Below are 25,283 nucleotides of genomic sequence, written 5' to 3'. Positions count from 1 at the left end.
ACTAAATTTTTTCAGAAACAATGCTTTTTGTCAATCATATATACGAGTACTATATTACATATTACTCAGCATTATTCCACTGTTCCTCTTCTATTATATCTTGTAAATCGGAAAAAAGAATGAAATAACTGTGATAATTTTCTATTTCTCCTTTTTTCTTTGCCGCTTCTACAATATATTTAGGACTCCCTGGTTTTTCTTCATCATATACAGCTAAAAGTGCATCACTTTTTTCAATAAAAAATTGATTTTTTAATTTAAATTGCTCTGGGCTTTCGTACTTTCGTTTTGTGATACTATCAACATGGTCTGCTTGAGAGAGAATAAATTCGTAATATTCACGGTTATCTTCCTTCCAACCTTCTTCTTGTTCTAAAAATGGAGTAAATACCGCTAATTTTAAATCTGGATATTCTACTTGTATTTCAAAAACAACTTCAGCAGCCCATAATTCTACACCTAACTGGCCACTTATTATAACCCACTCTAACCCATCTTCTACAAAAGCAGTTAATTTACGACGCAGCGCCTTTTTTATACATTCTACTCCTGGATGATCATTTTTAAATATTCCAAGTTCAAATGGCTTATAGCCTGTTACTGCAATAACTTTCATATCAACACTCCAATTACAAAAAAAGAACTAGCATTTCGCTAGTTCTAACATATCATTTACTTTTTAAATATTCCACCAACGTTTGGTCCAATATTCGGACCTACTGGTGATACATTGTTTGGTAAAAATGGTGATACATTTGGTCCTGGTCCAAACGGCGATACATTCGGTCCTGGTCCGAATGGGGATATTTGATGACCGTGGTGGTGGTGATGACCATGGCCACATGGTCCACATCCGCCGAATCCTGGATCGATTGGGTCCACAACATTTACATTTGAATTTGTTTGCGGGAAGAAGTTTTGGTTTTTAATTTGTTGATGATGTACATGTGTTGTATGCGTCGGGAAAATGTGTGGCACCACCGTTGTTGAAAAAGAATGTGTTACGCATTGTTTCGTCGGATGAATGACAGGAGCAGTTGTACAAATAGGTCCTGTAGGCTTATGCCCTCCAAAGCAAGGATGACAATGATGCATAGTTTTTCTCTCCTCTCTCATAAAAAAAATCTGATTACACTTTACAGTATGAGAAAAGAGGGTAAGCCGCTTGTTATATATACCCATTTATTCTAAGGAAATTTGTCTAGTCTTTGATTTTCTATCCAATGCTTTTTATAGACAAACCTTCGACATTACTTACCAAAAAAGCCTCCCACTTGCTTTACAATACCTGTCACTTGATTCATCGCATTCATCATTTGTCCAGCTGTATTCATCATTTTATTTACATCATAGTTACCATCTGAATTTTTAAATTGGGAAACAAAACTAGAAAATTGACTTGGTTGCTGCTGTTGCTTTTGTTTATTTTGTGTCGGATACGGTTGTTTTGGTGGATAAAACATCGCTTGTTGATTGCCATAGGGAGATGGTGGTGGCATATAGTATTGTGAATTTATATAAGGTTGCGGTTGTTGATTCATATACGGTTGCTGCGGTTGATTCATAAACGATACTTCAAATGGCTGGTAATAATTTTGATTTCCATAATGAGGCTCGAAAGGATACATATTATAACGTAAATATGTATCCGTATTATATTGGTACATATTTTGCTGTGCATATGGATTAGATTGCTGATATACGTTAGATTGTTGAAACATGCATTCTCTCCTCCTTCACATAAGTTTCTACATATATAATATGTACTTGTAAAATAATTTGTGTGACGGAGTATCTGTCTATTTTTGTCGGAAGTTTAAATTTTTAAAAAATTATAAAAGAAAACCCTTCCATGCTATGATAAAAAAGAAGAAGATTCTCATGGGGGAGGAATCAACATGGTATTAGGGGATTTAAAACAAGCGTTTTCTCAAAAAAAGGGGTATTACACAGAGAATGTAAATGAATTGTTAGACTTTGCGAGACATTGGTATCTCGAAGGGAAAATATGTATTTCAGATTACCGAACAGTAATAAAAGAACTGGAAATAAACGGGGCAACAAAACCTACAACAGTGACAGAAGCATAAAAAACAAGAGGGTTTTCCCTCTTGTTACTTACATTGCTCAATTATATTTTGCAAAGTATACGAAATGGCTTGATGCGTTTCAAAGAATCGCTTACCTTTACCTTTATTTACAAAGCATTGCAACACATTTGTTTGTAAATTATCGTACACTTGATCAATTTGCTGTACATGTATATACTTCGGTTTTTCTTCCTTAATCCATTCATAAGCTAATTCTTTCCACACTTTTAATTCCTCATCTACCATATCTACAAACGGTTTCATATCCTTGTAAAAATCGTATTCAATCATTTCTCTTTTTTTCACATTCGCTTCATTATTATGTTGCATAAGTTTTTCCGAAGACTGTATTAATGCTTCATACTTCATTTTATTCCCACCTTATTATGCACTCACTACGACGTTTTGAAATGCCTTCACCCAATTCCCTTTTTCTTCGTGATGCACTAATTTATTTTCCATATGCTCAATATGCATTTCTGTTATTTCTATCTTGTTGCGTATTTTTTCACTCTTATCCTTTAATGCATGATTCATTCTAATCCCTATATTCATTTCCAGCAAATCGAGAGAACTTAACATTTGATCCATTGTTTTCATTACATCTTCCTTCTGAACCATCGCCATATACAAAACGCCTCCTTCTTTGCTTTTCCTTTGTCATGTAATTTCGCCGAATGATTCTTCACTCCTGCCCACATGACAAAACTAGTTGTTATTCGTCAAAGAAATCATTTTGTATGTCATTTATAGAAATGGTAACAATACAAAAAGGAGGTGCATGAAAATGGCAAAGAACAAAAACGAAAAAAAGAAAAAACAAAATAAACAAAATAAACCCGAAACTGGAAATCCAAAATTAGATGGTCCAAACTTCCCTGCTACATAAAGTGAAACTTCTTTAATCTCTTATATTCATTACGTTTTGAGATTAAATGTTTACCACGCATAGTAGGGTTACTTCACATTAAGAAGTCCCGTCTTCATTTATGAAGACGGGACTTCTTTTTTATTATATCACGAACTCATCCATCCTTTTAACAAAACGATTTACGGTGGAAGCAATATAGATTTGCTCCCTCTTTCTTTTATACCATTCTGTTATATCAACTTCACCCGTATACTCTTCTCGTAAAAATAGTTCATTTATTTCCGTATCTCTACAAAACCAATCTCTCATACTTATTTCATCATGTGCAACAGCAGGATAAACTTCTCTAAGAGCTGGTGTACAAGATTTTCTAGCTTCACTTACATAACATTCATAATCTGTTCTTGATCCTGTGTGTATCGTTTGCGATGCAAATCTATGGAATAAACTTTTGTAATTCGGATGGAACAGTAACGCTGCTAATTTCTTTCCTAGTTCTATACGCTTCTGTAACGTTTCAAATTGATAAACTGAAAAACCATACACCTTCCCTTCAACGGTTGGGAATATAACGGCACTAATATGAAGCATTTCTTGTAATTTAAAAAGGGCTGTATGGAATACATGTTTTTTAAAGTATGCATTCTCAATAACTGGTTTTTGAATTTTATTTTGTTCATTTATAATAAGCGCTGTCATAAGTCTATTTATATCTTTTTTCTCCCAAAAATATATCCATTCTTTTTCCATAAAAATGGATACGTTAAAATATTGTAACAAATGGAATAGTGGGATCTGCCTCCTCTTACTTTCTTCGTATAACAACAGCTGAGGAAATGCATCTAAAAAAATAATCCAATTTGCTTCTTCGTAAGTTAAAAACAAATGTTTTTTTACTGTTTGAGGTAAAACAGTAGCATAATATCTCCCTTCTAAATCAGTCATATTCCATCCTGCATTTCTTGAGACCATACTTGCTAAAAAAGCCCACCTAATCTCACTATTTCTTACATAATATTCTTGATAACACTCTGTTCGAGAAATGTTGTCCATATTAGCTATTTCTATTTCCCTCTTAATGTTGTAAACGATTGTTTTTTCCTCTTCTGTACAGACCATCATCTTTTTACGATATTGCTTGATTTTTTCATAATCATTCCATGTAAACATAAAGAAGTCCTCATACCTTTCTGCAAAAAGGTCACATCTTTTTTCATTTTTTGTTATAATCACCTTTGTAAGTAATTCTTAGCAAGTTGGGAGTGGACACACTATGACCATTCGTTACCCAAATGGAAAACGGTACAATCAAGCTTCACAACCTCATAAAACACCAATTAAAAAACATACTTACAGTAATAGAGGTATGTCCCTTGAAGAGGAATTGAATGAAACGAATGAATATTACTTAACCCATAATATTGCATGCGTACATAAAAAACCTACACCTCTTCAAATTGTAAAAGTGGATTACCCCGCTCGAAGTGCTGCAGTGGTAAAAGAAGCGTATTTTAAACAACCTTCTACAACAGATTACAACGGTGTATATAAAGGGAAATACATCGATTTTGAAGCGAAAGAAACAAAAAATAAAACGAGTTTTCCACTTCAAAACTTCCACCTTCATCAAATTGAGCATATGAAGCAAGTAATCGCTCATAATGGAATTGCATTTGTTATTATTAAATTTACACTTTTTGATGAACTTTATTTATTAGATGCAAAACATATTATTGCATTTTGGAATCGTCAAAATACAGGTGGAAGAAAATCGATTACGAAAGAAGAAATAGAAGAGCATGGATCCTTATTATCATGCGGTTATCACCCTCGGATTGATTATATCCGTGTACTAGACACGGTTTATTTTTCGTGATAGAGTCATCACTAAGGCTCTTTTTTCGACTTTTGGGGAGAGAATGAAAGGTAGGAGAAAGTATAATGTCAGATAATTATCGTTCTCGTACAGAACGAAATCATGTAAAAAATCAAAAGCAAGAAACAAATACAGAGAAAAAACCAAAGAAAAAAGGCTCCTTTTTTAAAAAATTCCTTATAGGTTGTCTACTTCTTGGTATCGTTGGTCTTGTAGCTGGCGTGTCCGCTTTCTTTGTTATGGTGAAGGATGCTCCAAAATTAGACAAATCAAAACTTGTCAACCCTTTATCAACAAAGTTTCTTGATAAGAACGGGAACTTTTTCTATGAATACGGTGCTGAAAAACGAACCCACGTTACGTATGATCAAATTCCAAAAGTAGTTGAAAATGCATTCCTTGCAACTGAGGATTCACGTTTCTATGATCATAATGGAATTGATTTTAAACGAACTACAAAAGCAGTTATGGAAAATGTCACTGGGGGATTCGGATCTCAAGGTGGTAGTACGATTACACAACAAGTAGTCAAAAACTATTTTCTAACGATGGACAAAACTGCAAAGAGAAAAGTGCAAGAATGGTACCTATCTTACAAATTAGAGCAACAATACTCTAAACATGAAATTTTAGAAATGTATTTAAATAAGATTAACTTAGGTAACCGTTCGTACGGTATTGCAACAGCAGCAAAAAAATATTATGACAAAGATTTAAAAGACTTACAGTTACATGAAGCTGCAATGCTTGCAGGTTTACCCCAAGGTCCTAATATTTATGATCCTACAAAAAAAGACAACGTTGAAAGAGCTACACAACGTCGAAACGTCGTATTATCATTAATGAATCGACATGGTTATATAACAAAAGCTGAGATGGATAACGCAACGAAAATCCCTGTAACTGAAGGTCTTCAACCATCTTCAGAAGTAACGGAGATGAAGTATCAAGCATTTTTAGATGCTGTTGTAAAAGAAGTTGAAAAAGAATATCCCGATGTAAATATCGGTTCAGATGGTTTAACGATTCATACAACACTTGATCAAGATGCGCAAGATTATGCTGATAAAATTATGGATGGCAATCTTATTAAGTATCCGAACGATCAATTCCAAGGATCATTCGTATTTATGGATACACAATCTGGAGAAGTTCGAGCAATTGGAGCTGGGCGTAAAGAAAGTAAGTCTACTTTCAAAGGTCATAATATGGCCACTGATTTAAAACGCCAAGTTGGTTCAACAATGAAACCAATTTTCGACTACGGTCCAGCAATTGAGAATTTACAATGGTCTACATACCATCAATTAAATGACTCAGAATATACGTATTCCGATGGTAAAAAAATACGAAATGCAACAAATAGTTACAAAGGTGACGTTTCACTACGTGAAGCTTTGAAAAAATCATTAAACATTCCCGCTTTAAAGACAGCTCAAGCGGTTGGTCTTCCTAAGTCACAAGCGTTTGCTGAAGGTTTAGGTATGACATTTAAAGACGGCAAAACATATGAATCAACAGCAATTGGTAGTAACGATAGTTCTCCATTACAAGTAGCAGGTGCATATGCAGCCTTTGGTAACGGTGGGAACTACAATAAACCGCACTTCGTAAAAGAAGTTATCTTCCCAGATGGGAAAAAGAAAAGTTTTAAACCGAAAGAACAACGTGCGATGCAAGACTACACAGCTTACATGGTGACTGACGTTCTTCGTGACGTAGTAAAACCTGGTTCTGGTGGTACGGGTCCAACAGCATACGTTTCAGGTGTTGATGTTGCCGGTAAAACAGGAACACAAAACTTTGATGCAGACGTTATAAAAGAATATGGTATTCCAGCTGATGCAAACAGAGATAGCTGGTTCGCTGGATATACACCGCAATATACAATGGCAGTATGGACTGGGTACGAAAAAAATGGCCCAGAAAACTACATTAGTGATCGTTATACTAGAATTGCACAGCAAATGTTCCAAGTAATGATGAGTAAATTCGCTACAGATAAAACTCGTTTCGAACGCCCTTCTTCTGTACAAGAATTAAATGGTGAATTGTACGTAAAAGGCGCTAAAAAGGATGCAGTGAAACAAATTAAAGTAGATGCACCTAGTGGTCTTAATGTCACTTTCGATGGCGCTAGCACAGTTACACTAAACTGGTCTGGACCAGCAGAAGTTGATGCGTATGCCGCAAGCTATAAAGCGACTGACGGTTCAAGTGGTAGTTTATCAATAAAAGGTACGACAGCTACTCTTGGTGGTATTAAACCAGGCGTTACTTACAGCTTCTCTGTAGTAGCGAAAAAAGGTACTGGAACAAGCCCTGCCGTTGGTGCATCCTTCACTGCGCCTGGAGGAACTCCAGACGCGAAGAAAGCTGAAGATGAGGCTGCTAAGAAGAAGGCTGAAGAAGAAGCTAAGAAAAAAGCTGATGAGGAAGCTCAGAAAAAGGCCAATGAAGACAAATTAAAACAAGAAGAAGCTACTAAAAAAGCTGAAGAAGAAGCTCAGAAACAACAAGAACAACAACGTAAACAACAAGAAGAAGCTCAAAAGAAAGCTGAAGAGGAAGCTAGAAAAAAAGCTGAAGAAGAAGCTAAAAAACAACAAGAACAACAACGTAAACAGCAAGAAGAGGCTCAAAAGAAAGCTGAAGAGGAAGCTAGAAAAAAAGCTGAAGAAGAAGCTAAGAAACAACAAGAGCAACAACAACAACAAAATACCGGCGAAGATACACCTCACGCAGACGGAAATGTTGTTACAACAGAGTCTTAATACAAAAAAAGAAGTCCTTTCTCTTAACGAGAATAGGACTTCTTTTTTGTTATCATTTTCTTTACATATAGTTTTTCTATTTCAATATACAACTGCGCTAACTGAATATAAGAATGATAATTATTCGGTTTCTTTATAATGAACGAATATCGCTCTATAAAATTAACTGGTTGCACTTCCAATTCACTCGTAAAATCTTCTATTTTATTCAAACTATGAACAGGTTGCTCATTTAGCCAATATACAATTGATAATAAATGTGCTGCAAAAAGAATCATCGGACCTTCAGCTTCTTGTTTCTTTCTGTTTCGAAATAAAGTAGCAATGTCCTCATGCTTATTTTTCCATACATTCAACATTACCGGAATACTGTTTTCAATTTCATTCCACGGCTCATATTGTCTTTCCATATCATATATAAAATAAGTCTTTTGTATTGTTTCTTCAAATGACTGTTCTGTATAATACGCAATCGAATTTATACTTTCTTTAAAAAATGGTAAGCACCGAAATTCTCTCGGTATTTCTATCACTCGCTCCATCCTTTATTTCCCCTTCATTCGCTTCTTTCCTTCTCGGCATACTTCTAGTAAAGGGCACTCTTCACATTGTGGTCGCTGCGCTTTACAGTGATAACGTCCAAAGAAAATCATACGGTGATGTGTAACGCTCCATTCATCCATCGGAATTTTCTTCATTAATGTCTTTTCTACTTCTAACACCGAATCTTTCCATCTACAAATCGCTAACCGTTTACTCACTCTCTCTACATGCGTATCAACAGCAATTGCCGGAATACCAAACGCTACCGAAACAACTACGTTTGCTGTTTTCCGACCTACACCTGGTAACTTCGTAAGCTCATCTCGATCTTTCGGCACTTCCCCATTGTAATCATCTAATAACATTCTGCACAATTTTTGAATGTTTTTTGCTTTATTTCTATACAAACCAATAGAACGTATATCTTGTTGTAATTCTTCTAGCGAAACACTTAAATAATCTTCTGGTGTTTTATATTTTTGAAATAAATTTTTCGTCACTTTATTTACAAGTGCATCTGTACATTGTGCAGATAATGCTACCGCGATTACTAGTTCAAATGGATTATCATGAATTAATTCACAATGTGCTTCTGGGTACATATCCGCCATTGCGTCTAAACAATAGCGAATTTGCGTTTTATTTAACATATACTTCCTCCTACATTACTGCTCCAACCAATTATAAAAAGGCACTTTTCCAGTAAATTTCGTCTCTTGTTTTGTCGTTTGCTGCGTTCGTTGTTGATTTGCTCTAAACTTTCGTCCTTGGTTTTGGGCTTGATCTACTGTTTTAATACCATTCTTTTTCCATTCAAATAAAATACGATCAATATATCGGAAATTAAGCTTACCACTCATTACAGCTTCCCTGAGGGCCGCTTGAATTAAATTCGGATGATGTTGATCTTGATCTTCCCACATTCCCAACGTTTCACATTCAAATGGAGAAAGTGGTCTTCCAAATTCTTTTTCAAATACTGTATATAAATTTACTTGCAATTGCTTTATTTCTTTTTGTTCTTCCTCTATTGATTCATTCATTAAGAAATGCAATATTTTTTCCCATAGCGGTTGTAAAGAATAACTTTCACACATCATCGCTTCTGATTTTTGTCCACCTTCTAGTGATAAAAAACCTTTTTGAATCAATGCCTGAATTACTTCCATACATTTCATTTCGGTAATCGTCATCCGTTCTGAAATCTCTGACGGAGTCGGAAATGAATTGCCCGATTCTAAAAATGTATGTACATGAAGTACAACCATAAATTCTGTTTCATTTAACCCTAATTTTTTATAATGCATCATAAGTAATTTTGGAATTGCAATGCTTCCCTGTTCAAACCATTGTAACATCATTTTCTTTTTCATCACCAAACACCTCGCTCTCTAGTATAACACACCTTTTGCTATTTCTTTTTGCCACAATTCGTCAAAAAAACCTCCCTATTATGTAGGAAGGTTTTTGTATTACATTAATAAAATATACAATTAAGCTTGCACTTTACTTTTCATAAACGTGTGAATACGTTCTAATGCTTTCTCCACTTGTTCAAGAGATGTCGCATATGATAAACGAACGTTATTTGGAGCACCAAATCCTGTACCTGGTACAAGAGCTACTTTTTCCTCTTCTAATAGAGCTTTTGCCCAATCATCAACAGTTTCGTATCCTGATAAAGCTACTGCTTCTTTTACATTAGGGAATAAGTAAAATGCACCTTGTGGTTTAATGCAAGTAAAGCCAGGGATTTGAATTAATTTATCATAAATAATGTTTAATCTCTCTTCAAATGCTTGACGCATTGTTTCTACAGGTTCTTGTGAGCCTGCATATGCCGCGATTGCGCCGTATTGAGCGATTGAAGTAGGGTTTGACGTACTATGACTCGCTAAGTTCGTCATCGCTTTAATAAGCTGCTTATTTCCTGCTGCATATCCAATACGCCATCCTGTCATAGAATGAGATTTAGATACACCATTAATAATAAGTGTTTGTTCTTTTAATGCATTAGAAAGCTGGGCAACCGAAGTATATTCTGCTCCACCATAAATTAATTTCTCATAAATTTCATCTGAAACGATTAAAATATTGTGTTCTAAACATACTTCTCCAAGCTGTTGTAATTCTTCTTTGCTGTAAATCATTCCTGTTGGATTGCTCGGTGAATTAATAATAACTGCTTTCGTTTTCTCTGTAATTGCCTCACGCAGCTGCTTCGCTGTAATTTTGTATTCATTATCTTCAAGGCCTTCTACATAAACTGGCTTACCACCAGCAAGCTTTACTTGTTCCGGATAACTTACCCAGTATGGCGTAGGGATGATAACTTCATCACCTTCATCAAGTAGTACTTGGAATAATGTATATAATGCATGCTTTGCGCCGTTACATACAATAATTTCAGACGGATCATACGCAATTCCTTGATCACGAGTAAACTTCTTCACAATTTCTTGTTTTAACGCTTGTAACCCACCTGTTGGTGTATATTTCGTATGTCCTTCTAACATCGCTTTATGTGCAGCATCCATAATATGTTCTGGCGTATTAAAGTCAGGTTCTCCTGCTCCTAATCCAATTACATCATGACCTTCTGCTTTTAATGCTTGTGCCTTTGCTGTAATTTCTAAAGTTGCAGATGGTGTTAAAGCAGCTACTCGCTTTGCTAATTTCATTTGTAGTTCCCCCTACATCTATTTTTCAATGCTGTATCGTCGTAAAAACTGCCCATCTTTAAATGCAAGATAGTAATAACTATAACGATTTTCATCATCAATATATGTAACTTCCCATAATGGTATATTGTTTTCAAAGCCTAATTTTATTTTTAAAATTTCTTTAGGCTTACTTTTGTGCTCTTTACTGTCATCTCCGACTTGTTCAATCGTTCTTTGTAAAGCCTCTTTTTCAGAAATACCTTCACTCTTTTTCCTTACTATAGTTTCCCCTTTTTTCTCAGGCACCCAAACGATAAGTTGTTCTCCTTTTTCATCTGTACCTTGTACGACAGTATATGAAGATTCTCCGTTATAATAATCCACAGATTTTACTTTTACAAGCTTTGCTTTTTCTTTTGCAATTTCTACAGATTTTGCCTCTTTAGGGATTTTCTTTTCCATTGCTTTATTATAAACATACGCCCCATATATTCCGCTAGCAACGATTACGATAACGATTGCAAAGATCCACTTTTTCATTGTATCACTACGTTCTGTAAATCGTAAATACAGCTGTTTCTTTATCTTTTTCGTCTAATGCTAATCCGAACATGAGGTCCTGCTCTTTTAACGTACGATTCAAACTATCAACGATTTTATACAAGTCAGACGAATATTTAATACGCGTCGTTGATAGGACTTCGATTTTCTTATCCATGAAAAAACTCCTCCGTTACACAAAAATTTCTAATTATAGAAGAACGCAATGCGGTTACAATAAGAGTACATTCTTTACAACCCCTGCTTCATCACCCATCTATTATAGCAGGACATGTACAGCAAAAAAAGGTTTCAAGTCGAAAACCGATACATTTTGTATACAAGAAGTAAGAAAAATAAAATTCCTCCTACCCACATTTTTTACGCCTGAAGTTTACATGCACTTCAGGCGTATTTTTCCTTCCAATTTTATTCAATTGGCCGTTCCTTTAATTGTTCTAACAATTCTTCTAGAGGGCCTTCATAAAGCGGAACAGTTGGAATTGATTGTAAAAAACGTTTTCCATAGGAAGCGCTTGTCAAACGACGATCTAGTACAAACACCGTTCCGGTATCTGTACTTGTTCTAATAAGACGACCAAATCCTTGTTTGAAACGCAGTATTGCTTGCGGGAGTGCTAACTTAGCGAATACGTCCTCTCCTTGATTTTTTAACCACTCTCCTTTTGCTTCCATCATCGGTTGATGAGGAGGCGTAAAGGGAAGACGGACAATAACAAGACAACTAAGGGCATCTCCAGGTATATCTATCCCTTCCCAAAAACTACTTGTTCCTAATAAAATTGATTTATCGAACTCTTGAAACTTACGAATGAGACGACTTCTGCTCTTATTATTCACACTTTGCGTTAATAATAAATAGCCTTCTAATTCCTCATCATTTTTCAAATTCGTATATGCTTCTTTCAACATTTCATACGAAGTGAACAAAACAAGCATTCTACCTTCTGTAGCTTTCGCTATTTTTGCAATATGAGCCGACACAGATTCAATATATTCTTCATTACTTGCTTGCTTAATAAAGGGCACATCCGTTGAAACCATTAATTTCATCTGTTCTTCAAAATGGAATGGTGATGGGACCTGTAATGTATTTGGAGCAAAATCATGTAAGCCTAGCTCTTCTTTTATATAGTCAAATGAATCGTTTACTGTTAGCGTTGCTGATGTGAAAATAACACTCTTTTTCTCTGTTAAAAATTCATCAGCAAATCTTTCACCAATATGAACAGGTTGCCCATATAAAACAGTTGAATGAATGGTTCCCTTCGTTTCAGTTTCCATCCATGTCACATATGAATTTTTTTCTAAAATGAGTACTTGTAAAGATTGCGCCATCTTTCTCAACAACTCAATTAAATGCATAAATTCACCTGTAACAACATGCATTTCCCATTCTAATTTACTTTGCAATATATCAACTTGCTTCTCAAGTGTAGAGAGTAATTTCCTTATATCATATACAAAGCGATTTGTTAACTCGGTAATACTATCCCATAACTTACCTTTCTCTACTTCCGTGTTATATCGATAAATGAGTGGCATATTGCTGATCCCTTGTTCCTGCTTTGTTTGTTTAAAGATGAATGCACGTAACATTTGGAATAGCTCATCCGCATCAAATTTCAATTCCTTCAAACTATGACTTACCATGCGGAAAGTAGAACGGGAGGCTTGCTCTGATTTTTTCATCATTTTATATACTTTAGAAAGTACATCATCTGTTTCTAGCGTACCAAGACGAGATAAAACTAGCTGGAAATACATACAGGAGAACTGTTCACCTAATGTTCTACTCGCTGCTTCCTCGATATGATGAGCCTCATCAAAAATAATATGCTCACATGAAGCAAACAGTGGTTCTTCACTTGAAAAATCTTGAAATAATAACGCATGATTTGTAATAACGATATCTGCAAATAATGCTCTATTCTTTGCTCGTTGATAAAAACAACGACTAAACCAGTTGCTTTGCATCCCACCCGGACTATGTACATCACTACAAATCCGGTTCCAAAGTAACTTTCCGCCCTCAGGAATATTTAATTCATCACGATCGCCCGTTTCCGTTTGCAATAACCACACTAAAATTTTTGCCTTCGTGAGCGCCATATCATAATTCTTCTCTTCTTCTTGCAAAGCATATTCAAATTTATGTAGACAAAGATAATGCTTTCTTCCTTTCAGAAGAGCTACTTCAAATGAAAATGGCATTATTTTCTGTAATAATGGAATTTCTTTTTCTAGTATTTGTTGCTGCAGTTGTACAGTTTGGGTACTTATGATGACAGGTTCTTCTTTTTTCTTTGCAAAATAAATACTTGGAAGCAAATATGCAAGAGTCTTTCCTGTTCCTGTTCCTGCTTCAATTAGTGAAAACCTAGAATCTCTTAGCGCTGTATATATTTCCTTCATCATACTCTGTTGGCTTTCTCTTTTTTCAAACTTTGGCATATTCGACTCAAGTTTATCAATTGTCTTATGCAAGAAAGCATCAAATTTAAATGCACATGTTTCACTTAAGTTTAAAGAATAATTCCGTTTTCGAAGGGCAATATTTCGATACACTTCATATCCCTCTGCTCCTTTTTTACCATGCATCATTTTCTTTAAAATATTTTCAGAAAGCACATCCGCTATATCACTTTGAAACACATCACTCAATTCATAAAGCGATTGCAAGGTGACAAGGGGTAACTTCTCAATTTCATTTAAAAATTGTAAAAACAATTCCGCTGTTGCAAGAGCATCACTATCCGCACGATGCGGTTGATCATGCTCTAATTCGTGTTGTTTAGCTAAATCACGTAATTTATAACTATCAGCCGTTGGCAAAAGAATTTGCGCCAACTCAACTGTATCAACTTTTGGACAATGTATTTCTGTATATCCAGCCTGCCTTAATTCTTCCGTTAAAAAATTCCAATCAAAGTGAACGTTATGTGCAACGAAAGCTGCACCTTGTAATAGCTCAACAACCATTGGGGCTACATCTTCAAATAACGGGGCTTGCTTAACCATACTCTCATCAATCCCTGTTAACTCTGTAATAAATGGTGGAATCTCTCTCTTCGGATTAATAAAAGATGAAAAAATCTCTAATATCTCTCCATCTTCCACTACAACAGCTGCAATTTGGGTAATTTTATCTTTCCCATCCTTCCAGGAGTTCCCTGTCGTCTCTAAATCCACAACGACATAACGCTTACTCATATATGTAACACCTCAATTTCTTACCTATCAAACAGAAAATTATATAATGTTACTATACCACGTTTTATCTCATCTTAATGAAAAGATGCACAAAAAAGGCTATCTCCATAATAGAGATAGCCTTCTTACTTATAATATCGTACCTGCTTTTTCAGCACCTAACATTTCAATAATTTGATTATCATCGTCTAATACTGCAATTTTCGGCTCTTGTTTATGAATATTTTCTTCTGCCACTAAACCGTAGCAAATAATAATAACTTTATCTCCTGGCTGTACAAGCCTTGCAGCTGCACCATTCAAACAAACAACACCGCTACCACGTTCTCCTTTAATAACATATGTCTCTAAGCGAGCACCATTATTATTATTTACAATTTGGACTTTTTCGTTTTCTACAATATTTACTGCATCCATTAAATCTTCATCAATTGTAATACTACCTACATAATTTAAATTTGCTTCTGTTACTGTTGCGCGATGTAGCTTCGCTCTCATCATTGTGCGAAACATAGATACTCCCCCTTATTTAACCGTTAATGTTATATTGTCAATTAATCGTACATTGTCAAATTTAACTGCAATTGCTAAAATGATTCGTCCTTCAATTTTATCCACTACTTGTAGTGAAGGATACGCATATAAATCAGCATAATCTACAGTGCCTTTCGTATATGTCTCAATATACTCCTTCACAAGAGTTGTAATGATTTCTGCATTACGTTCTCCTGTCTCAATTCTTTCTTTCGCTATACATAGACTGCGGTATAAATGAGGAGCCTCTTCACGCTCTTCTGGTGATAAATACACGTTACGAGAACTTTTGGCTAATCCATCTTCTTCCCTTACAATATCCACCGGTACGATTGTAACCGGAATATTAAAATCAGCGACAAATCCTTCAATGACAGCAACTTGCTGTGCATCTTTCATACCGAAATAAGCACGTGTTGGCAATGTAATATTAAATAGTTTCATTAGTACAATCGCAACACCAGCGAAATGACCAGGTCTTTGTTTTCCGCATAACACATCGGTACGCTTCACAACTTCTACTGTTGTCGTTTGTTCTGCTGGATACATTTCTTCTACGCTCGGATAAAATAAATAATCTACACCGTTTTCTTTTGCTACATTTTCATCTCTATCAATATCACGAGGGTATCGATCTAAATCTTCATTTGGTCCAAACTGTAGCGGATTAACAAACACGCTTAAAACTACAATTTCATTTTCTTCTCTTGCCTTACGTAATAAAGTCGCATGACCTTCATGTAAATAACCCATCGTTGGGACAAAACCAATACTTTTTCCACTTGCACGTAGTTCGTTTGTAATTTGCTGCATCTCTTGCACTGTATTTATGATTTTCATTATTGTTTTCCTCCGTATAACGCTAAACATTCTTCCTCTTTCATTGTGAATGAATGTTTTTCTTCCGGAAATTGACCTGTCTTTACTTCAGTTACGTATTGTGAAATCCCTCGCACAATCTCCTCTTGAACAGACGTATATTGCTTCACAAATTTCGGAACACGATTTACGCCATATGAGATAAGATCATGATAAACGAGTACTTGCCCATCCACTTTTTGTCCTGCTCCAATTCCAATCGTTGGAATTGTTAGTTGCTTCGAAATAAATTCTGCTAGCTGCATTGGCACACATTCTAATACAAGTGCTATCGCACCAGCTTCCTCACATCTCTTCGCATCTTCTATTAATTTTTTTGCACTTTCAGCATCTTTTCCTTGTACTTTATAGCCACCTAACACTCCTACAGATTGAGGAGTTAAGCCTAAGTGTGCCACGACAGGAATTCCCGCACTCGTCAAGTAATGAATAGTTGATATCACTTCTCCCGCACCTTCTACCTTCAGTGCATGAGCACCACTCTCTTGAACGATGCGGCGTGCATTCACCATCGTATCTTGAGGCGACACATGATACGACATAAATGGCATATCAGTTACAATAAACGTCTCTTTCGCTCCTCGGCGTACAGCTTTCGTATGATGAATCATATCCTCTACTGTTACAGGTACTGTTGAATCATAGCCGAGCACAACCATCCCAAGGGAATCTCCAACTAAAATCATATCAACTTCCGCTTCTTCTGCTAACTTAGCAGATGGATAATCATACGCCGTTAGCATTGTAATCGGCTCACCTTGCTCTTTCATTTTCAAAAAATCTGTTTTTGTTTTCAAAAACTACTCCTCCTTTATACAGGAGAGAGGAGATGGCCGAAATCATATAAAAAACCCCTCTGGCCATAAAAGGGCAGAAGGGTTGTGTGTTAGTCGGCATTATTCATCCCTCTGTCCCAGTCCGTTATTGGATCAAGGCAGAATCCAAGTTATTATTTTTCGTATTGCTTCGAATCATAGTGCAGTTCGCTCTGATACTGCCCACATTCGAACTAATTATAGCAAACTCCAAAAAGGAATTACTACATTTTTTTGAAAAAATAATTTTTATTCTTATTACGGTATGTGAAATTTATAAGTGAACGATTCAATCATAGAAAGATAAACTTTTTAAATACATGGTATAACTCATAAAATAATGATGCAGGTTAATTGAGGAGATATACTTACAAAAGGAGAATTGCGAATGTCTATAAACAAATGGTTATTTCGATTCATCGGTTTTCTTGTGATGCTTGTGGTAATAACAACTTTAAATTCCCTCAATGTATTTGCCTCAGTTAACAACTTGGCACAACCTATTGCGTCAGCGAAAGTGATTGAAGTTGAGCTAAACGATGATTACTTTAATCCAAACGTCATCACGATTCCAATTAACGAATCAACAACATTACTGTTGAAAAATAAAGGTAAGAGTGAGCATACCTTTACAATCAAAAAACTCGGTATTGATGTCGTCGTCGAGTCAGGAAAAGAAAAAAACATTACCGTGAAACCTAACAGTGCCGGTACATATGAATTAATATGTCGATACCATCTCCTCAAAGGAATGGAAGGTAAAGTAATCGTCAAATAAGAAGCAAACTCAACTGGACGATCTTTTAAAATAAAACTTAAATATTAAAAGATTTTATTAATATGGAAATAAAAAAGAAGTTCCAAAAGAGGAACTTCTTTTACTTAATTTCGATATCCGCAGAATGAATATGATGTACTTTTCCTTCATGGTCTTCTAGGAGCAATACACCATCCTCTGTAATTCCTTTTGCTATCCCTGTAATTGTCTCTCTCATCGTTCGAGCGTTAATTTCTTTCCCGATGCTTACAGCGTAACTTTCCCAAAGAATTTTAATGACAGAGAAACCATTTTGTAAATACTCTTCATATAATTTTTCTAGTTGTAAAAAGATTTGTTGCATAAGCTCCGCACGAACAATTGGCTTACCAGATTCAATCGCTAAAGAAGTAGCAATATGCTGAATTTCCTCATCAAAATGTTCTTGCTTTTGATTCGCATTAATACCAATACCCATAATGACAGCATTAATTTTATCAGGATCAGCTTGCATTTCTGTTAATATTCCTACAGCCTTTTTCCCTTGAATTAAAATATCATTCGGCCATTTTATTCCTACGTTTACACCTGTGCACTTTTCAATTGCTTGCGCAACGCTAACAGCGGCTAACAAAGTAAGTTGTGGTGCATGTTGAACCGGGATTGATGGACGTAAAATAATACTCATCCAAATTCCTGTTCCTTTTGGTGAATGCCATTTTCTGCTTAAACGACCTCTACCCGCTGTTTGTTCTTCTGCCACAACAATTGTTCCTTCTTCTGCACCTTCATAAGCAAGCTTTGCTGCAATATGTTGCGTCGATTCAACGGACTCTTCAAAATACACTGTTCTACCAATATGTTTCGTTTGTAACCCTAACTGTATTTCATTCGCAGTCACTTTGTCTGGCTTACTTGCAATTCGATAACCTAATCGACGCACAGCTTCAAGTTCATATCCCTCATTCCGAAGGTCCTCCATATGTTTCCACACAGCAGTTCTTGAGCAACCAAGTTTATCACTAATCGTTTGACCAGATACAAACTCGCCATCCGCTTCCGAAAAAACTTGCAATAACTGCTTTCTTATAGTAGATTGCATTCTTGCAGCCACTCCCTTATACACTCTTTCTCATTTACTACGTTTCCTTGTACAATTGCTTCTTCAATTTTTTGAATCATTTCAGCAACCCACGGACCTGGCTTTTTATTTGCCCAGTTTAACAAATCATTCCCAGTCACATTCATCTCTTGTCGACTCTTAATTGGCAATGCTTGAAACAACGTTTGTACCCGGTTAACAGCTGTATGATCATAGCTTTCAATCATCGCTTCATATACTCTTTCTGCCATTTCAGCTATATGAATTCCCGTTTTATAAAGAAGAACTGTATCCCAATCCTTCTCCTTTCTCTTACGGATTGTTAATAAAACTGCGACGATATCTTTTATTTTTTTATTCGAAAACTTCCATTGACGTAAAAAGACAGCTGGATGTTCTTCTCCAATACAATATAAGAAAAACGCCCACGCCTCAATGTCTGCTTCAAAAGAATCCCATTTATACTGCGTAGCTTTTAACAATTTCTCTTCTGACATCTGTAAATATGGTAGATGAGAAAATAGTTTCGTTTCTACTAATTCTTTGAGAGCCTTCACACAATATGTGCCAGTTAACAGTTTTTCAAACTCCACTGTAATTCTCTCAATTGCTATATGTTCCAGCAAATGTCCATATGTTTCAATTGCTTGCTTCGTTTTCGTCTCTAAAGAAAAACCTAACGTACTTACGAACCGAATACCACGCATCATTCGCAGGGCATCTTCTTGAAACCGATCCGCAGCATTTCCCACTGTCACAATTTCTCTCTTTTGAATCGCTTCCTGTCCAGCAAATAAATCAACCATTTTTCCTTCTTCTGTCATTGCAATTGCATTCATTGTGAAATCACGACGTTTTAAATCCTCTTCTAATGAACGAACAAATTGAACACTACTAGGTCTTCGAAAGTCTTCATATTCACTCTCTGTTCGAAAAGTGGTTACCTCATAAGGCTCACCATTTTCTACGACAATTACAGTTCCATGTTCAAGACCAACAGGAACATGTCTTGGAAATATAGCCATCACTTCTTCTGGTAAAGCAGATGTCGCAATATCAATATCTCCAATCGGCCTATCGATAATAAGGTCTCTTACGCTTCCACCGACAAAGTAAGCCTCATGCCCTTGTTGCTTTAAAGTCTCAATAATAGAACTAGCTTTTTTAAATCTTTCCATTTTTGTCATCCCTTAGTACATCATAGTAAATCGTTTCATATTGCGAGACGATTTTTTCAGAGCGAAACTGCTCGTAAACACTTTCTCTTGCTCGCTCTCCCATATTACGGTGAAGTTCTTCATCCTTTAATAGCTGAATGGCTTGATCTGCCACTCCTGTTGTATCGCCAACTTCACATAAATATCCTGTATCACCATGTTGAATGACTTCTGGAATACCTCCAACCCTTGTTCCGATACAAGGTACACCACACGCCATCGCTTCTAATAAAACAAGACCAAAACTCTCCTTCTCTGATAAAAGCAACATTAAATCACTCATCGCAAGTAGTTCTGCAACATTATCTTGCTTCCCTAAGAATAAGACGCGATCTTCAATATGTAAATTTTTCACCAACTGTAAAATCGTGCAAAATTCTGGTCCATCTCCAACAAGAAGCAACTTCGCATCTACTTCTGTAACAATTTTAGCAAATGCCTGCACAACATCTTGCACACGTTTCACTTTACGGAAGTTTGAAATGTGAATGAGTATCTTTTCACTCTCACTTATACCGTATTCTTTCTTTAATTGGGTCATATCACGTTTGAAATATACACGTTCGTCTATAAAGTTATATACCGTTTGAATGTCTTTATTTGGTTTTACAAGCTCATGCGTTTCGTTAATTAATGAATGCGAGACAGCCGTCACAACATCAGATTGCTCAATACCAAAACGAATTAAATTATTTAGCGAAGGGTCGGATCCTAACACAGTAATATCTGTTCCATGCAAGGTTGTAACAATTTTAATACGCTCTCCAATCATTTGTTTTGCTAAATAAGCACAAATGGCATGTGGTATTGCGTAATGCACATGTAAAATGTCTAGGTTTTCTCTTTGTGCAACCTCTGCCATTTTACTCGCTAACGCTAAATCGTATGGTGGATATTGAAATACAGAGTATTGATTTACCGTCACTTCATGAAAATAAATGTTTGGATACACTTTATTTAACCGGAATGGTAAACCCGATGTAATAAAATGAATTTCATGCCCGCGTTCCGCTAATTGCTTTCCTAATTCTGTTCCAACAACTCCAGAACCACCTACAGAAGGATAACATGTAATACCTATTTTTAATTTCATTTACATCCCCCTATTAAATCAGCATGTAATAAAACCGGTTTCTTACTCATAAACCCTTCGGCATATAAAACTCCAACTTCTTTTCCAAACATTTTCTCACGGGCGACTACAGTTTCAACGTAACCTTCTGTTAACGGCGTTTTCACACCATCACTCCCTGTTGAAAACTGACTTTCATACGCTTCTAATGCTTCCACCTTTTGCGATACGTATTCACTAATATCTATACAAAAATTCGGTTTATGAAAACCATTAATCATATAATGATAAAAAGACTCCACACGATGTGGTGGAACCTCTGGCATATATTTGCGAATTCCCGCTGAAAAAATAGCTTCTTCCACAAGTTTTGCACAATTTGCATGATCTGGATGACGATCTTCATAATACGGCGCAAAAACTAGTTTTGGTTTATATGTACGAATTACCTTTACAATTTCACGTATATACTCTTCTTTCATATACAAACCACGGTCTGGCATCGCTAAATTTAGTCTCGTTTTTACTCCCATTATACGAGCTGCCGCCTTCGCTTCTTCTTTTCTTAACTCTATCGTTCCGTTAGAAGAAAGATCAGCTTCTGTTAAATCACAAATACCTACTTCATACCCTTGCTTCGTATATTTAGCAATGGTACCCGCCATGCCGATTTCAACATCATCGGCATGGGCACCAAACGCTAATATATGTAATCCACTCATAATTGTTCCCCTCATTTTCTTAACTTGCGGTAATCTAAATCTCCTCGCTCTAATGCGTGCATTAACATTTCAGCACTTGCCATATTCGTCGCAAGTGGAATTGCATATACATCACATAAACGAAGCAATGCATTCACATCCGGTTCATGCGGTTGTGCTGTTAATGGATCGCGGAAGAAAATTACCATGTCTAAATCATTTTTTGCAATCATTGCACCAATTTCTTGATCGCCGCCAAGAGGACCAGATTGATATCTTGTTACAACTAAGCCGGTCGCTTCCATAATACGAAGTCCTGTCGTTCCTGTTGCAAATAATTCATGTTGTTCAAAAATTGGTTTATATGCGTATGCAAACGAAACCATGTCGTCTTTCTTTTTGTCATGTGCGATTAAGGCAATTTTCATCCGTTGTCTCCCCTTTAGTCGATAATATTTTCTAAACCGTACACAAGATGATCTAGATTCATTACTGTCTCAATTGATAGTTTTACACCAGACATAAATGATGCACGATTGAATGAATCATGACGAACTGTTAACATTTGTCCGTCTCCACCAAACATTACTTCTTGGTGTGCAATAAGTCCTGGTAAACGTACACTATGAATATGAATGCCGTCTACATTTGCACCACGAGCCCCTTCTAGTTGCTCTACTTCATTTGGATGACCTTGCTGCTTTGATTCACGATTTTGACGGATTAATTCTACTGTTTTTACCGCTGTACCAGATGGTGCATCTAGTTTTTGATCATGATGCAATTCAATTACTTCAACATCTTGGAAGTATTTCGCTGCCATTTGTGAGAATTTCATCATAAGAACTGCACCAATTGCAAAGTTTGGAGCGATAATTGTTCCTACTGCTTTTTCTTTCGCAGTCTCAGTTAATTGTTTTAGCTCTTCTTCAGTAAATCCAGTTGTACCAATAACAGAACGAAGTCCACGCTCAACTGCTAGTGTAACGTGTTGTTTCCCAACTTCTGGCGTTGTTAAATCTAACAACACATCTGCTTCTACTTCCTCTAAACAAGTATGTAAATCTCCATAAATAGGTGTATCTAGCGCTGGCATTCCCGGTAAATCAGAGATTTTCTCTCCACCATGCTTATAATCCACTGCTGCTACTAAATTAAAATGTTCCGTTCTTTCCATAAGAAGAACTGCTTCATGTCCCATACGTCCTCTTGGTCCAGCGATAATTACTTTAATTTCTTTCATTATTCTTTCTCTCCCTCATCAATACGTGTCCAGCGATCTTTATCGCGAGTATTAAATTTATTCATTACAATGTTATGTGCTGTTTCTAAATCAATATTTAAACTATTTGCCATACAAATCATAACAAATAATACATCTCCAAGCTCTTCTTCAATACTACGTTCTTTTTCAGTTGTTTTCTTCGGTTTCTCACCATAATAATGATTCACCTCTCTTGCAAGCTCCCCCATTTCTTCCGTTAAACGAGCCATCATTGCAAGTGGACTGAAATAACCTTCTTTAAACTGACCAATATATGCATCAACTTCTTTCTGCATATCCTTCATCGTTTTCGCTTCCATACAATTCACCTCTAATCCTTCCTCTTTCATGTTAGCCAATTCATCGCGATTTGACAAATATTATTCCCCGCCAAACACCTATTTGCGACCCTTTTTGGGAAAGATTATAATAAAGTGAAACTTCTTTTGCGTTTTTGGCAAAAGATTAGCCCGCACCAATCGGGTTCCTACGGCTGGTTTGCCTTTCTTCAGAGCTTTATCTCCTACCAGCCGTTGGAACGGGGTAAAGTGAAACTTCTTTTGCGTTTTTGGCAAAAAATCAACCAGAACCAATCGATTTTTATAGCCTTCACTATTTTCACTAGCAACTAGAAATTACTTATCATTATGTTTTACCGTTTCAGCGGAGCAATGCCATTTACATAATTAGGGGGATTTCTATATGACATCAAATTTGAAGATTCGAAATATCATTTTTATTTTAATCGGTTCCGCTATTTTTTCTTTCGGTATTGTGAATATCAATATTGAAAATCACCTTGCAGAAGGTGGATTTACCGGTATTACACTATTATTGTATTTTCTATTTAAGTTTGACCCTTCTTATTCAAACTTAATTTTAAATATCCCTATATTTTTTATTGGTTGGAAGTTACTTGGAAGAGCGACATTTATATATACACTAATCGGCACCTTTAGCGTATCTTTATTTCTATGGATTTTTCAGCGTTACGAAGTTCTCAACTTACATGTAAACTTACAAAATGATATGACACTCGCAGCTTTATTTGCTGGGGCATTTATTGGTATCGGTCTTGGGATCATATTTAAATACGGCGGAACTACTGGCGGTGTAGATATTATTGCGAGACTCGCTCATAAATATGTTGGCTGGAGTATGGGGAAAACGATGTTTATGTTTGATGCTATCGTCATTATCGTCTCTATCCTTACCTATTTATCATATCGCGAGGGTATGTATACGTTAGTTGCTGTTTTTATCGGGGCGAAAGTCATTGATTTTATGCAAGAAGGAGCCTATGCAGCAAAAGGAGCAACTATTATCTCCGATAAAAACGATGAAATTGCTGCTAAAATTTTATCTGAGATGGAGCGCGGAGCGACCTTTTTAAAAGCTGTTGGATCGTATACAAAAGTGGAACGGAACGTATTGTATTGCGTTGTGGCTAAAAATGAAATCGTGAAATTAAAAAATATTATTACTTCTGTAGATCCTCATGCATTTGTTGCAGTAAGTGACGTACATGATGTAGTTGGTGAAGGTTTTACGTTGGATGAAAATAAAAACCCATTACATACATAAACACAACTAGAAAAGCTTTTTAGCTTTTCTAGTTTTTTATTACGTATTGCTTAAGTTTCTCTAAATCCTCATAAATAAGCTCCAATAAGCCCCGATTATAAAAAATGGAAGCAGGATGGAAGGTCGGAAAAATATGATATTCTTTCTCTGACCATGTAAATTCTGCACTTTGCATATCCTTTAATTTTTGAATGGGCTGTTTTAATAATTGTCCGTGCACATCTGTAATCTTTTTATCTTTTCCTGCTAAACGTTGAAGACCGATATTGCCAAGCGTGACGATAAGCTTCGGATTTATTTTCTCTAATTCATAATCTAACAACGGTGCATGGGCAACTATTTCTCCTTGATTTGGCGTTCTATTATACTTTTTTTGTATGATTTCACCATTTCGTTCTTTTTTCTCTCGCCACTTATAAGGTCTACTCCGAACAGCACTCGTAATATATACTTCTTCCCTTGTAACGTGAATACGTTCTAAAAAACCCATTAATTGTTTTCCGGCTCTCCCGCTAAACGGAATCCCATTATGAATTTCTGTTTCACCAGGCGCTTCTCCTAACAACATAAATTTCGGATTTTCAGGGCCTTGTCCACTTAAAAAACCTTCTAATTGATAAGGAGCACTACGCTCTTTCACCTGTTTTACTAAATGGTCTGGATATTTCATTTCCCCACCGCCTTTCCGCATTACTTCTATTATTTCTATTTGCCATACATTATATAATTCAATCCACAAAACAAAAAAGACTATCAAAATTGATAGT

General features: G+C 36.0%; 30 protein-coding genes. 6 read left to right on the top strand and 24 right to left on the bottom strand.

Going from position 1 to position 25,283, the window contains the following annotated elements:
- Window positions 1-61: 61 nt before the first annotated feature.
- The 3 genes from PDQ40_RS00930 to PDQ40_RS00920 all read right to left on the bottom strand — a co-directional run bounded on the left by PDQ40_RS00930 (window position 62) and on the right by PDQ40_RS00920 (window position 1,721).
- Window positions 62-616, bottom strand: coding sequence for a DUF1273 domain-containing protein (locus PDQ40_RS00930; RefSeq protein ID WP_000862921.1), 555 nt, complete (start codon window positions 614-616; stop codon window positions 62-64).
- A 56-nt stretch (window positions 617-672) separates the two neighbouring features.
- Window positions 673-1,095: a CotD family spore coat protein gene (locus PDQ40_RS00925; RefSeq protein ID WP_000546264.1), complete on the bottom strand. Its 423-nt coding sequence runs from the start codon at window positions 1,093-1,095 to the stop codon at window positions 673-675.
- 155 nt (window positions 1,096-1,250) lie between these two features.
- Window positions 1,251-1,721: a YppG family protein gene (locus tag PDQ40_RS00920; RefSeq protein ID WP_000487707.1), complete on the bottom strand. Its 471-nt coding sequence runs from the start codon at window positions 1,719-1,721 to the stop codon at window positions 1,251-1,253.
- A 177-nt stretch (window positions 1,722-1,898) separates the two neighbouring features.
- Between PDQ40_RS00920 and PDQ40_RS00915 the strand changes: the two genes are divergently transcribed.
- Window positions 1,899-2,090 carry a YppF family protein gene (locus PDQ40_RS00915; protein ID WP_000242664.1) on the top strand — a complete coding sequence of 64 codons (192 nt, stop codon included), beginning with the start codon at window positions 1,899-1,901 and terminating at the stop codon, window positions 2,088-2,090.
- Between the two features lie 24 nt (window positions 2,091-2,114).
- Here PDQ40_RS00915 and PDQ40_RS00910 read toward each other — a convergent pair whose 3' ends face one another.
- Window positions 2,115-2,459 carry a YppE family protein gene (locus PDQ40_RS00910; protein ID WP_000872959.1) on the bottom strand — a complete coding sequence of 115 codons (345 nt, stop codon included), beginning with the start codon at window positions 2,457-2,459 and terminating at the stop codon, window positions 2,115-2,117.
- Between the two features lie 15 nt (window positions 2,460-2,474).
- Window positions 2,475-2,717: a hypothetical protein gene (locus tag PDQ40_RS00905; RefSeq protein WP_001252040.1), complete on the bottom strand. Its 243-nt coding sequence runs from the start codon at window positions 2,715-2,717 to the stop codon at window positions 2,475-2,477.
- An 85-nt stretch (window positions 2,718-2,802) separates the two neighbouring features.
- Between PDQ40_RS00905 and PDQ40_RS00900 the strand changes: the two genes are divergently transcribed.
- The gene (locus PDQ40_RS00900) at window positions 2,803-2,979 is read left to right on the top strand and encodes a hypothetical protein (protein ID WP_001982922.1); all 177 of its coding nucleotides are present in this window, start codon (window positions 2,803-2,805) and stop codon (window positions 2,977-2,979) included.
- A 123-nt stretch (window positions 2,980-3,102) separates the two neighbouring features.
- On the opposite strand, the gene PDQ40_RS00895 is transcribed toward PDQ40_RS00900, so the two are convergent.
- A complete protein-coding gene (locus PDQ40_RS00895) occupies window positions 3,103-4,131 on the bottom strand; it encodes a DUF2515 domain-containing protein (protein WP_000495633.1) in 1,029 nt (342 codons plus the stop codon).
- Between the two features lie 103 nt (window positions 4,132-4,234).
- On the opposite strand from PDQ40_RS00895, the gene recU reads away from it, so the two are divergent.
- Window positions 4,235-4,837, top strand: a complete 603-nt coding sequence (gene recU / locus PDQ40_RS00890; protein WP_000155592.1) for a Holliday junction resolvase RecU — start codon at window positions 4,235-4,237, stop codon at window positions 4,835-4,837.
- A 65-nt stretch (window positions 4,838-4,902) separates the two neighbouring features.
- Window positions 4,903-7,611, top strand: a complete 2,709-nt coding sequence (locus PDQ40_RS00885; RefSeq protein ID WP_001283134.1) for a PBP1A family penicillin-binding protein — start codon at window positions 4,903-4,905, stop codon at window positions 7,609-7,611.
- A 23-nt stretch (window positions 7,612-7,634) separates the two neighbouring features.
- Here the strand turns inward: PDQ40_RS00885 and PDQ40_RS00880 are convergent, their stop codons facing one another.
- The 10 genes from PDQ40_RS00880 to panB form a co-directional block, all read right to left on the bottom strand.
- Window positions 7,635-8,153: a YpoC family protein gene (locus PDQ40_RS00880; RefSeq protein WP_000442682.1), complete on the bottom strand. Its 519-nt coding sequence runs from the start codon at window positions 8,151-8,153 to the stop codon at window positions 7,635-7,637.
- A gap of 3 nt (window positions 8,154-8,156) precedes the next feature.
- Window positions 8,157-8,804 carry an endonuclease III gene (nth, locus tag PDQ40_RS00875; protein ID WP_270691168.1) on the bottom strand — a complete coding sequence of 216 codons (648 nt, stop codon included), beginning with the start codon at window positions 8,802-8,804 and terminating at the stop codon, window positions 8,157-8,159.
- A gap of 15 nt (window positions 8,805-8,819) precedes the next feature.
- A complete protein-coding gene (dnaD, locus tag PDQ40_RS00870; protein WP_000728540.1) occupies window positions 8,820-9,527 on the bottom strand; it encodes a DNA replication protein DnaD in 708 nt (235 codons plus the stop codon).
- A 120-nt stretch (window positions 9,528-9,647) separates the two neighbouring features.
- The gene (aspB, locus tag PDQ40_RS00865; RefSeq protein ID WP_000761548.1) at window positions 9,648-10,835 is read right to left on the bottom strand and encodes an aspartate transaminase AspB; all 1,188 of its coding nucleotides are present in this window, start codon (window positions 10,833-10,835) and stop codon (window positions 9,648-9,650) included.
- Between the two features lie 18 nt (window positions 10,836-10,853).
- Window positions 10,854-11,357 carry a cell wall elongation regulator TseB-like domain-containing protein gene (locus tag PDQ40_RS00860; RefSeq protein ID WP_000758749.1) on the bottom strand — a complete coding sequence of 168 codons (504 nt, stop codon included), beginning with the start codon at window positions 11,355-11,357 and terminating at the stop codon, window positions 10,854-10,856.
- Window positions 11,358-11,364: 7 nt separating this feature from the next.
- Window positions 11,365-11,535: a YpmA family protein gene (locus PDQ40_RS00855; protein ID WP_000358352.1), complete on the bottom strand. Its 171-nt coding sequence runs from the start codon at window positions 11,533-11,535 to the stop codon at window positions 11,365-11,367.
- Between the two features lie 251 nt (window positions 11,536-11,786).
- Window positions 11,787-14,591, bottom strand: a complete 2,805-nt coding sequence (dinG, locus tag PDQ40_RS00850; RefSeq protein WP_000044927.1) for an ATP-dependent DNA helicase DinG — start codon at window positions 14,589-14,591, stop codon at window positions 11,787-11,789.
- A gap of 129 nt (window positions 14,592-14,720) precedes the next feature.
- The gene (gene panD / locus PDQ40_RS00845) at window positions 14,721-15,104 is read right to left on the bottom strand and encodes an aspartate 1-decarboxylase (RefSeq protein ID WP_000490176.1); all 384 of its coding nucleotides are present in this window, start codon (window positions 15,102-15,104) and stop codon (window positions 14,721-14,723) included.
- A 12-nt stretch (window positions 15,105-15,116) separates the two neighbouring features.
- Window positions 15,117-15,965 (bottom strand): pantoate--beta-alanine ligase, encoded by an 849-nt coding sequence (gene panC, locus PDQ40_RS00840; protein ID WP_000691778.1) that lies wholly within the window; start codon window positions 15,963-15,965, stop codon window positions 15,117-15,119.
- The gene (panB, locus tag PDQ40_RS00835) at window positions 15,965-16,801 is read right to left on the bottom strand and encodes a 3-methyl-2-oxobutanoate hydroxymethyltransferase (protein WP_000853114.1); all 837 of its coding nucleotides are present in this window, start codon (window positions 16,799-16,801) and stop codon (window positions 15,965-15,967) included. The genes panC and panB overlap by 1 nt, the downstream gene beginning before the upstream one ends.
- Before the next feature lie 406 nt (window positions 16,802-17,207).
- On the opposite strand from panB, the gene PDQ40_RS00830 reads away from it, so the two are divergent.
- Entirely contained in the window at window positions 17,208-17,597 is a 390-nt protein-coding gene (locus PDQ40_RS00830; protein WP_000026412.1) for a cupredoxin domain-containing protein, read from the top strand.
- A gap of 100 nt (window positions 17,598-17,697) precedes the next feature.
- Here the strand turns inward: PDQ40_RS00830 and PDQ40_RS00825 are convergent, their stop codons facing one another.
- The 7 genes from PDQ40_RS00825 to PDQ40_RS00795 are packed head-to-tail and all read right to left on the bottom strand — an operon-like array spanning window position 17,698 to window position 23,252.
- Window positions 17,698-18,678 (bottom strand): biotin--[acetyl-CoA-carboxylase] ligase, encoded by a 981-nt coding sequence (locus PDQ40_RS00825; protein ID WP_001192048.1) that lies wholly within the window; start codon window positions 18,676-18,678, stop codon window positions 17,698-17,700.
- Window positions 18,663-19,856 carry a CCA tRNA nucleotidyltransferase gene (locus PDQ40_RS00820; RefSeq protein ID WP_000439308.1) on the bottom strand — a complete coding sequence of 398 codons (1,194 nt, stop codon included), beginning with the start codon at window positions 19,854-19,856 and terminating at the stop codon, window positions 18,663-18,665. Before PDQ40_RS00820 ends, PDQ40_RS00825 begins: the two co-directional genes overlap by 16 nt.
- On the bottom strand, window positions 19,843-20,988 hold the full coding sequence (gene bshA, locus PDQ40_RS00815) for an N-acetyl-alpha-D-glucosaminyl L-malate synthase BshA (RefSeq protein WP_000768296.1): 1,146 nt from the start codon (window positions 20,986-20,988) through the stop codon (window positions 19,843-19,845). The genes PDQ40_RS00820 and bshA overlap by 14 nt, the downstream gene beginning before the upstream one ends.
- Entirely contained in the window at window positions 20,985-21,689 is a 705-nt protein-coding gene (gene bshB1, locus PDQ40_RS00810; RefSeq protein ID WP_000015666.1) for a bacillithiol biosynthesis deacetylase BshB1, read from the bottom strand. The genes bshA and bshB1 overlap by 4 nt, the downstream gene beginning before the upstream one ends.
- Before the next feature lie 11 nt (window positions 21,690-21,700).
- The gene (mgsA, locus tag PDQ40_RS00805) at window positions 21,701-22,096 is read right to left on the bottom strand and encodes a methylglyoxal synthase (protein WP_000684755.1); all 396 of its coding nucleotides are present in this window, start codon (window positions 22,094-22,096) and stop codon (window positions 21,701-21,703) included.
- Window positions 22,097-22,110: 14 nt separating this feature from the next.
- Window positions 22,111-22,911, bottom strand: coding sequence for a dihydrodipicolinate reductase (gene dapB / locus PDQ40_RS00800; protein ID WP_000658806.1), 801 nt, complete (start codon window positions 22,909-22,911; stop codon window positions 22,111-22,113).
- Window positions 22,911-23,252 carry a nucleotide pyrophosphohydrolase gene (locus tag PDQ40_RS00795; protein WP_002108639.1) on the bottom strand — a complete coding sequence of 114 codons (342 nt, stop codon included), beginning with the start codon at window positions 23,250-23,252 and terminating at the stop codon, window positions 22,911-22,913. The genes dapB and PDQ40_RS00795 overlap by 1 nt, the downstream gene beginning before the upstream one ends.
- A 382-nt stretch (window positions 23,253-23,634) precedes the next feature.
- On the opposite strand from PDQ40_RS00795, the gene PDQ40_RS00790 reads away from it, so the two are divergent.
- Window positions 23,635-24,516 carry a YitT family protein gene (locus tag PDQ40_RS00790; RefSeq protein ID WP_000203301.1) on the top strand — a complete coding sequence of 294 codons (882 nt, stop codon included), beginning with the start codon at window positions 23,635-23,637 and terminating at the stop codon, window positions 24,514-24,516.
- A 28-nt stretch (window positions 24,517-24,544) separates the two neighbouring features.
- Here the strand turns inward: PDQ40_RS00790 and PDQ40_RS00785 are convergent, their stop codons facing one another.
- On the bottom strand, window positions 24,545-25,186 hold the full coding sequence (locus PDQ40_RS00785) for a uracil-DNA glycosylase (protein ID WP_000876851.1): 642 nt from the start codon (window positions 25,184-25,186) through the stop codon (window positions 24,545-24,547).
- Between the last annotated feature and the right edge of the window lie 97 nt (window positions 25,187-25,283).

The organism is Bacillus cereus group sp. Bc061, from assembly GCF_027715825.1.
Classification (GTDB): Bacteria; Bacillota; Bacilli; order Bacillales; family Bacillaceae_G; genus Bacillus_A; species Bacillus_A paranthracis.
This window is presented reverse-complemented; position numbering and strand designations above follow the sequence as displayed.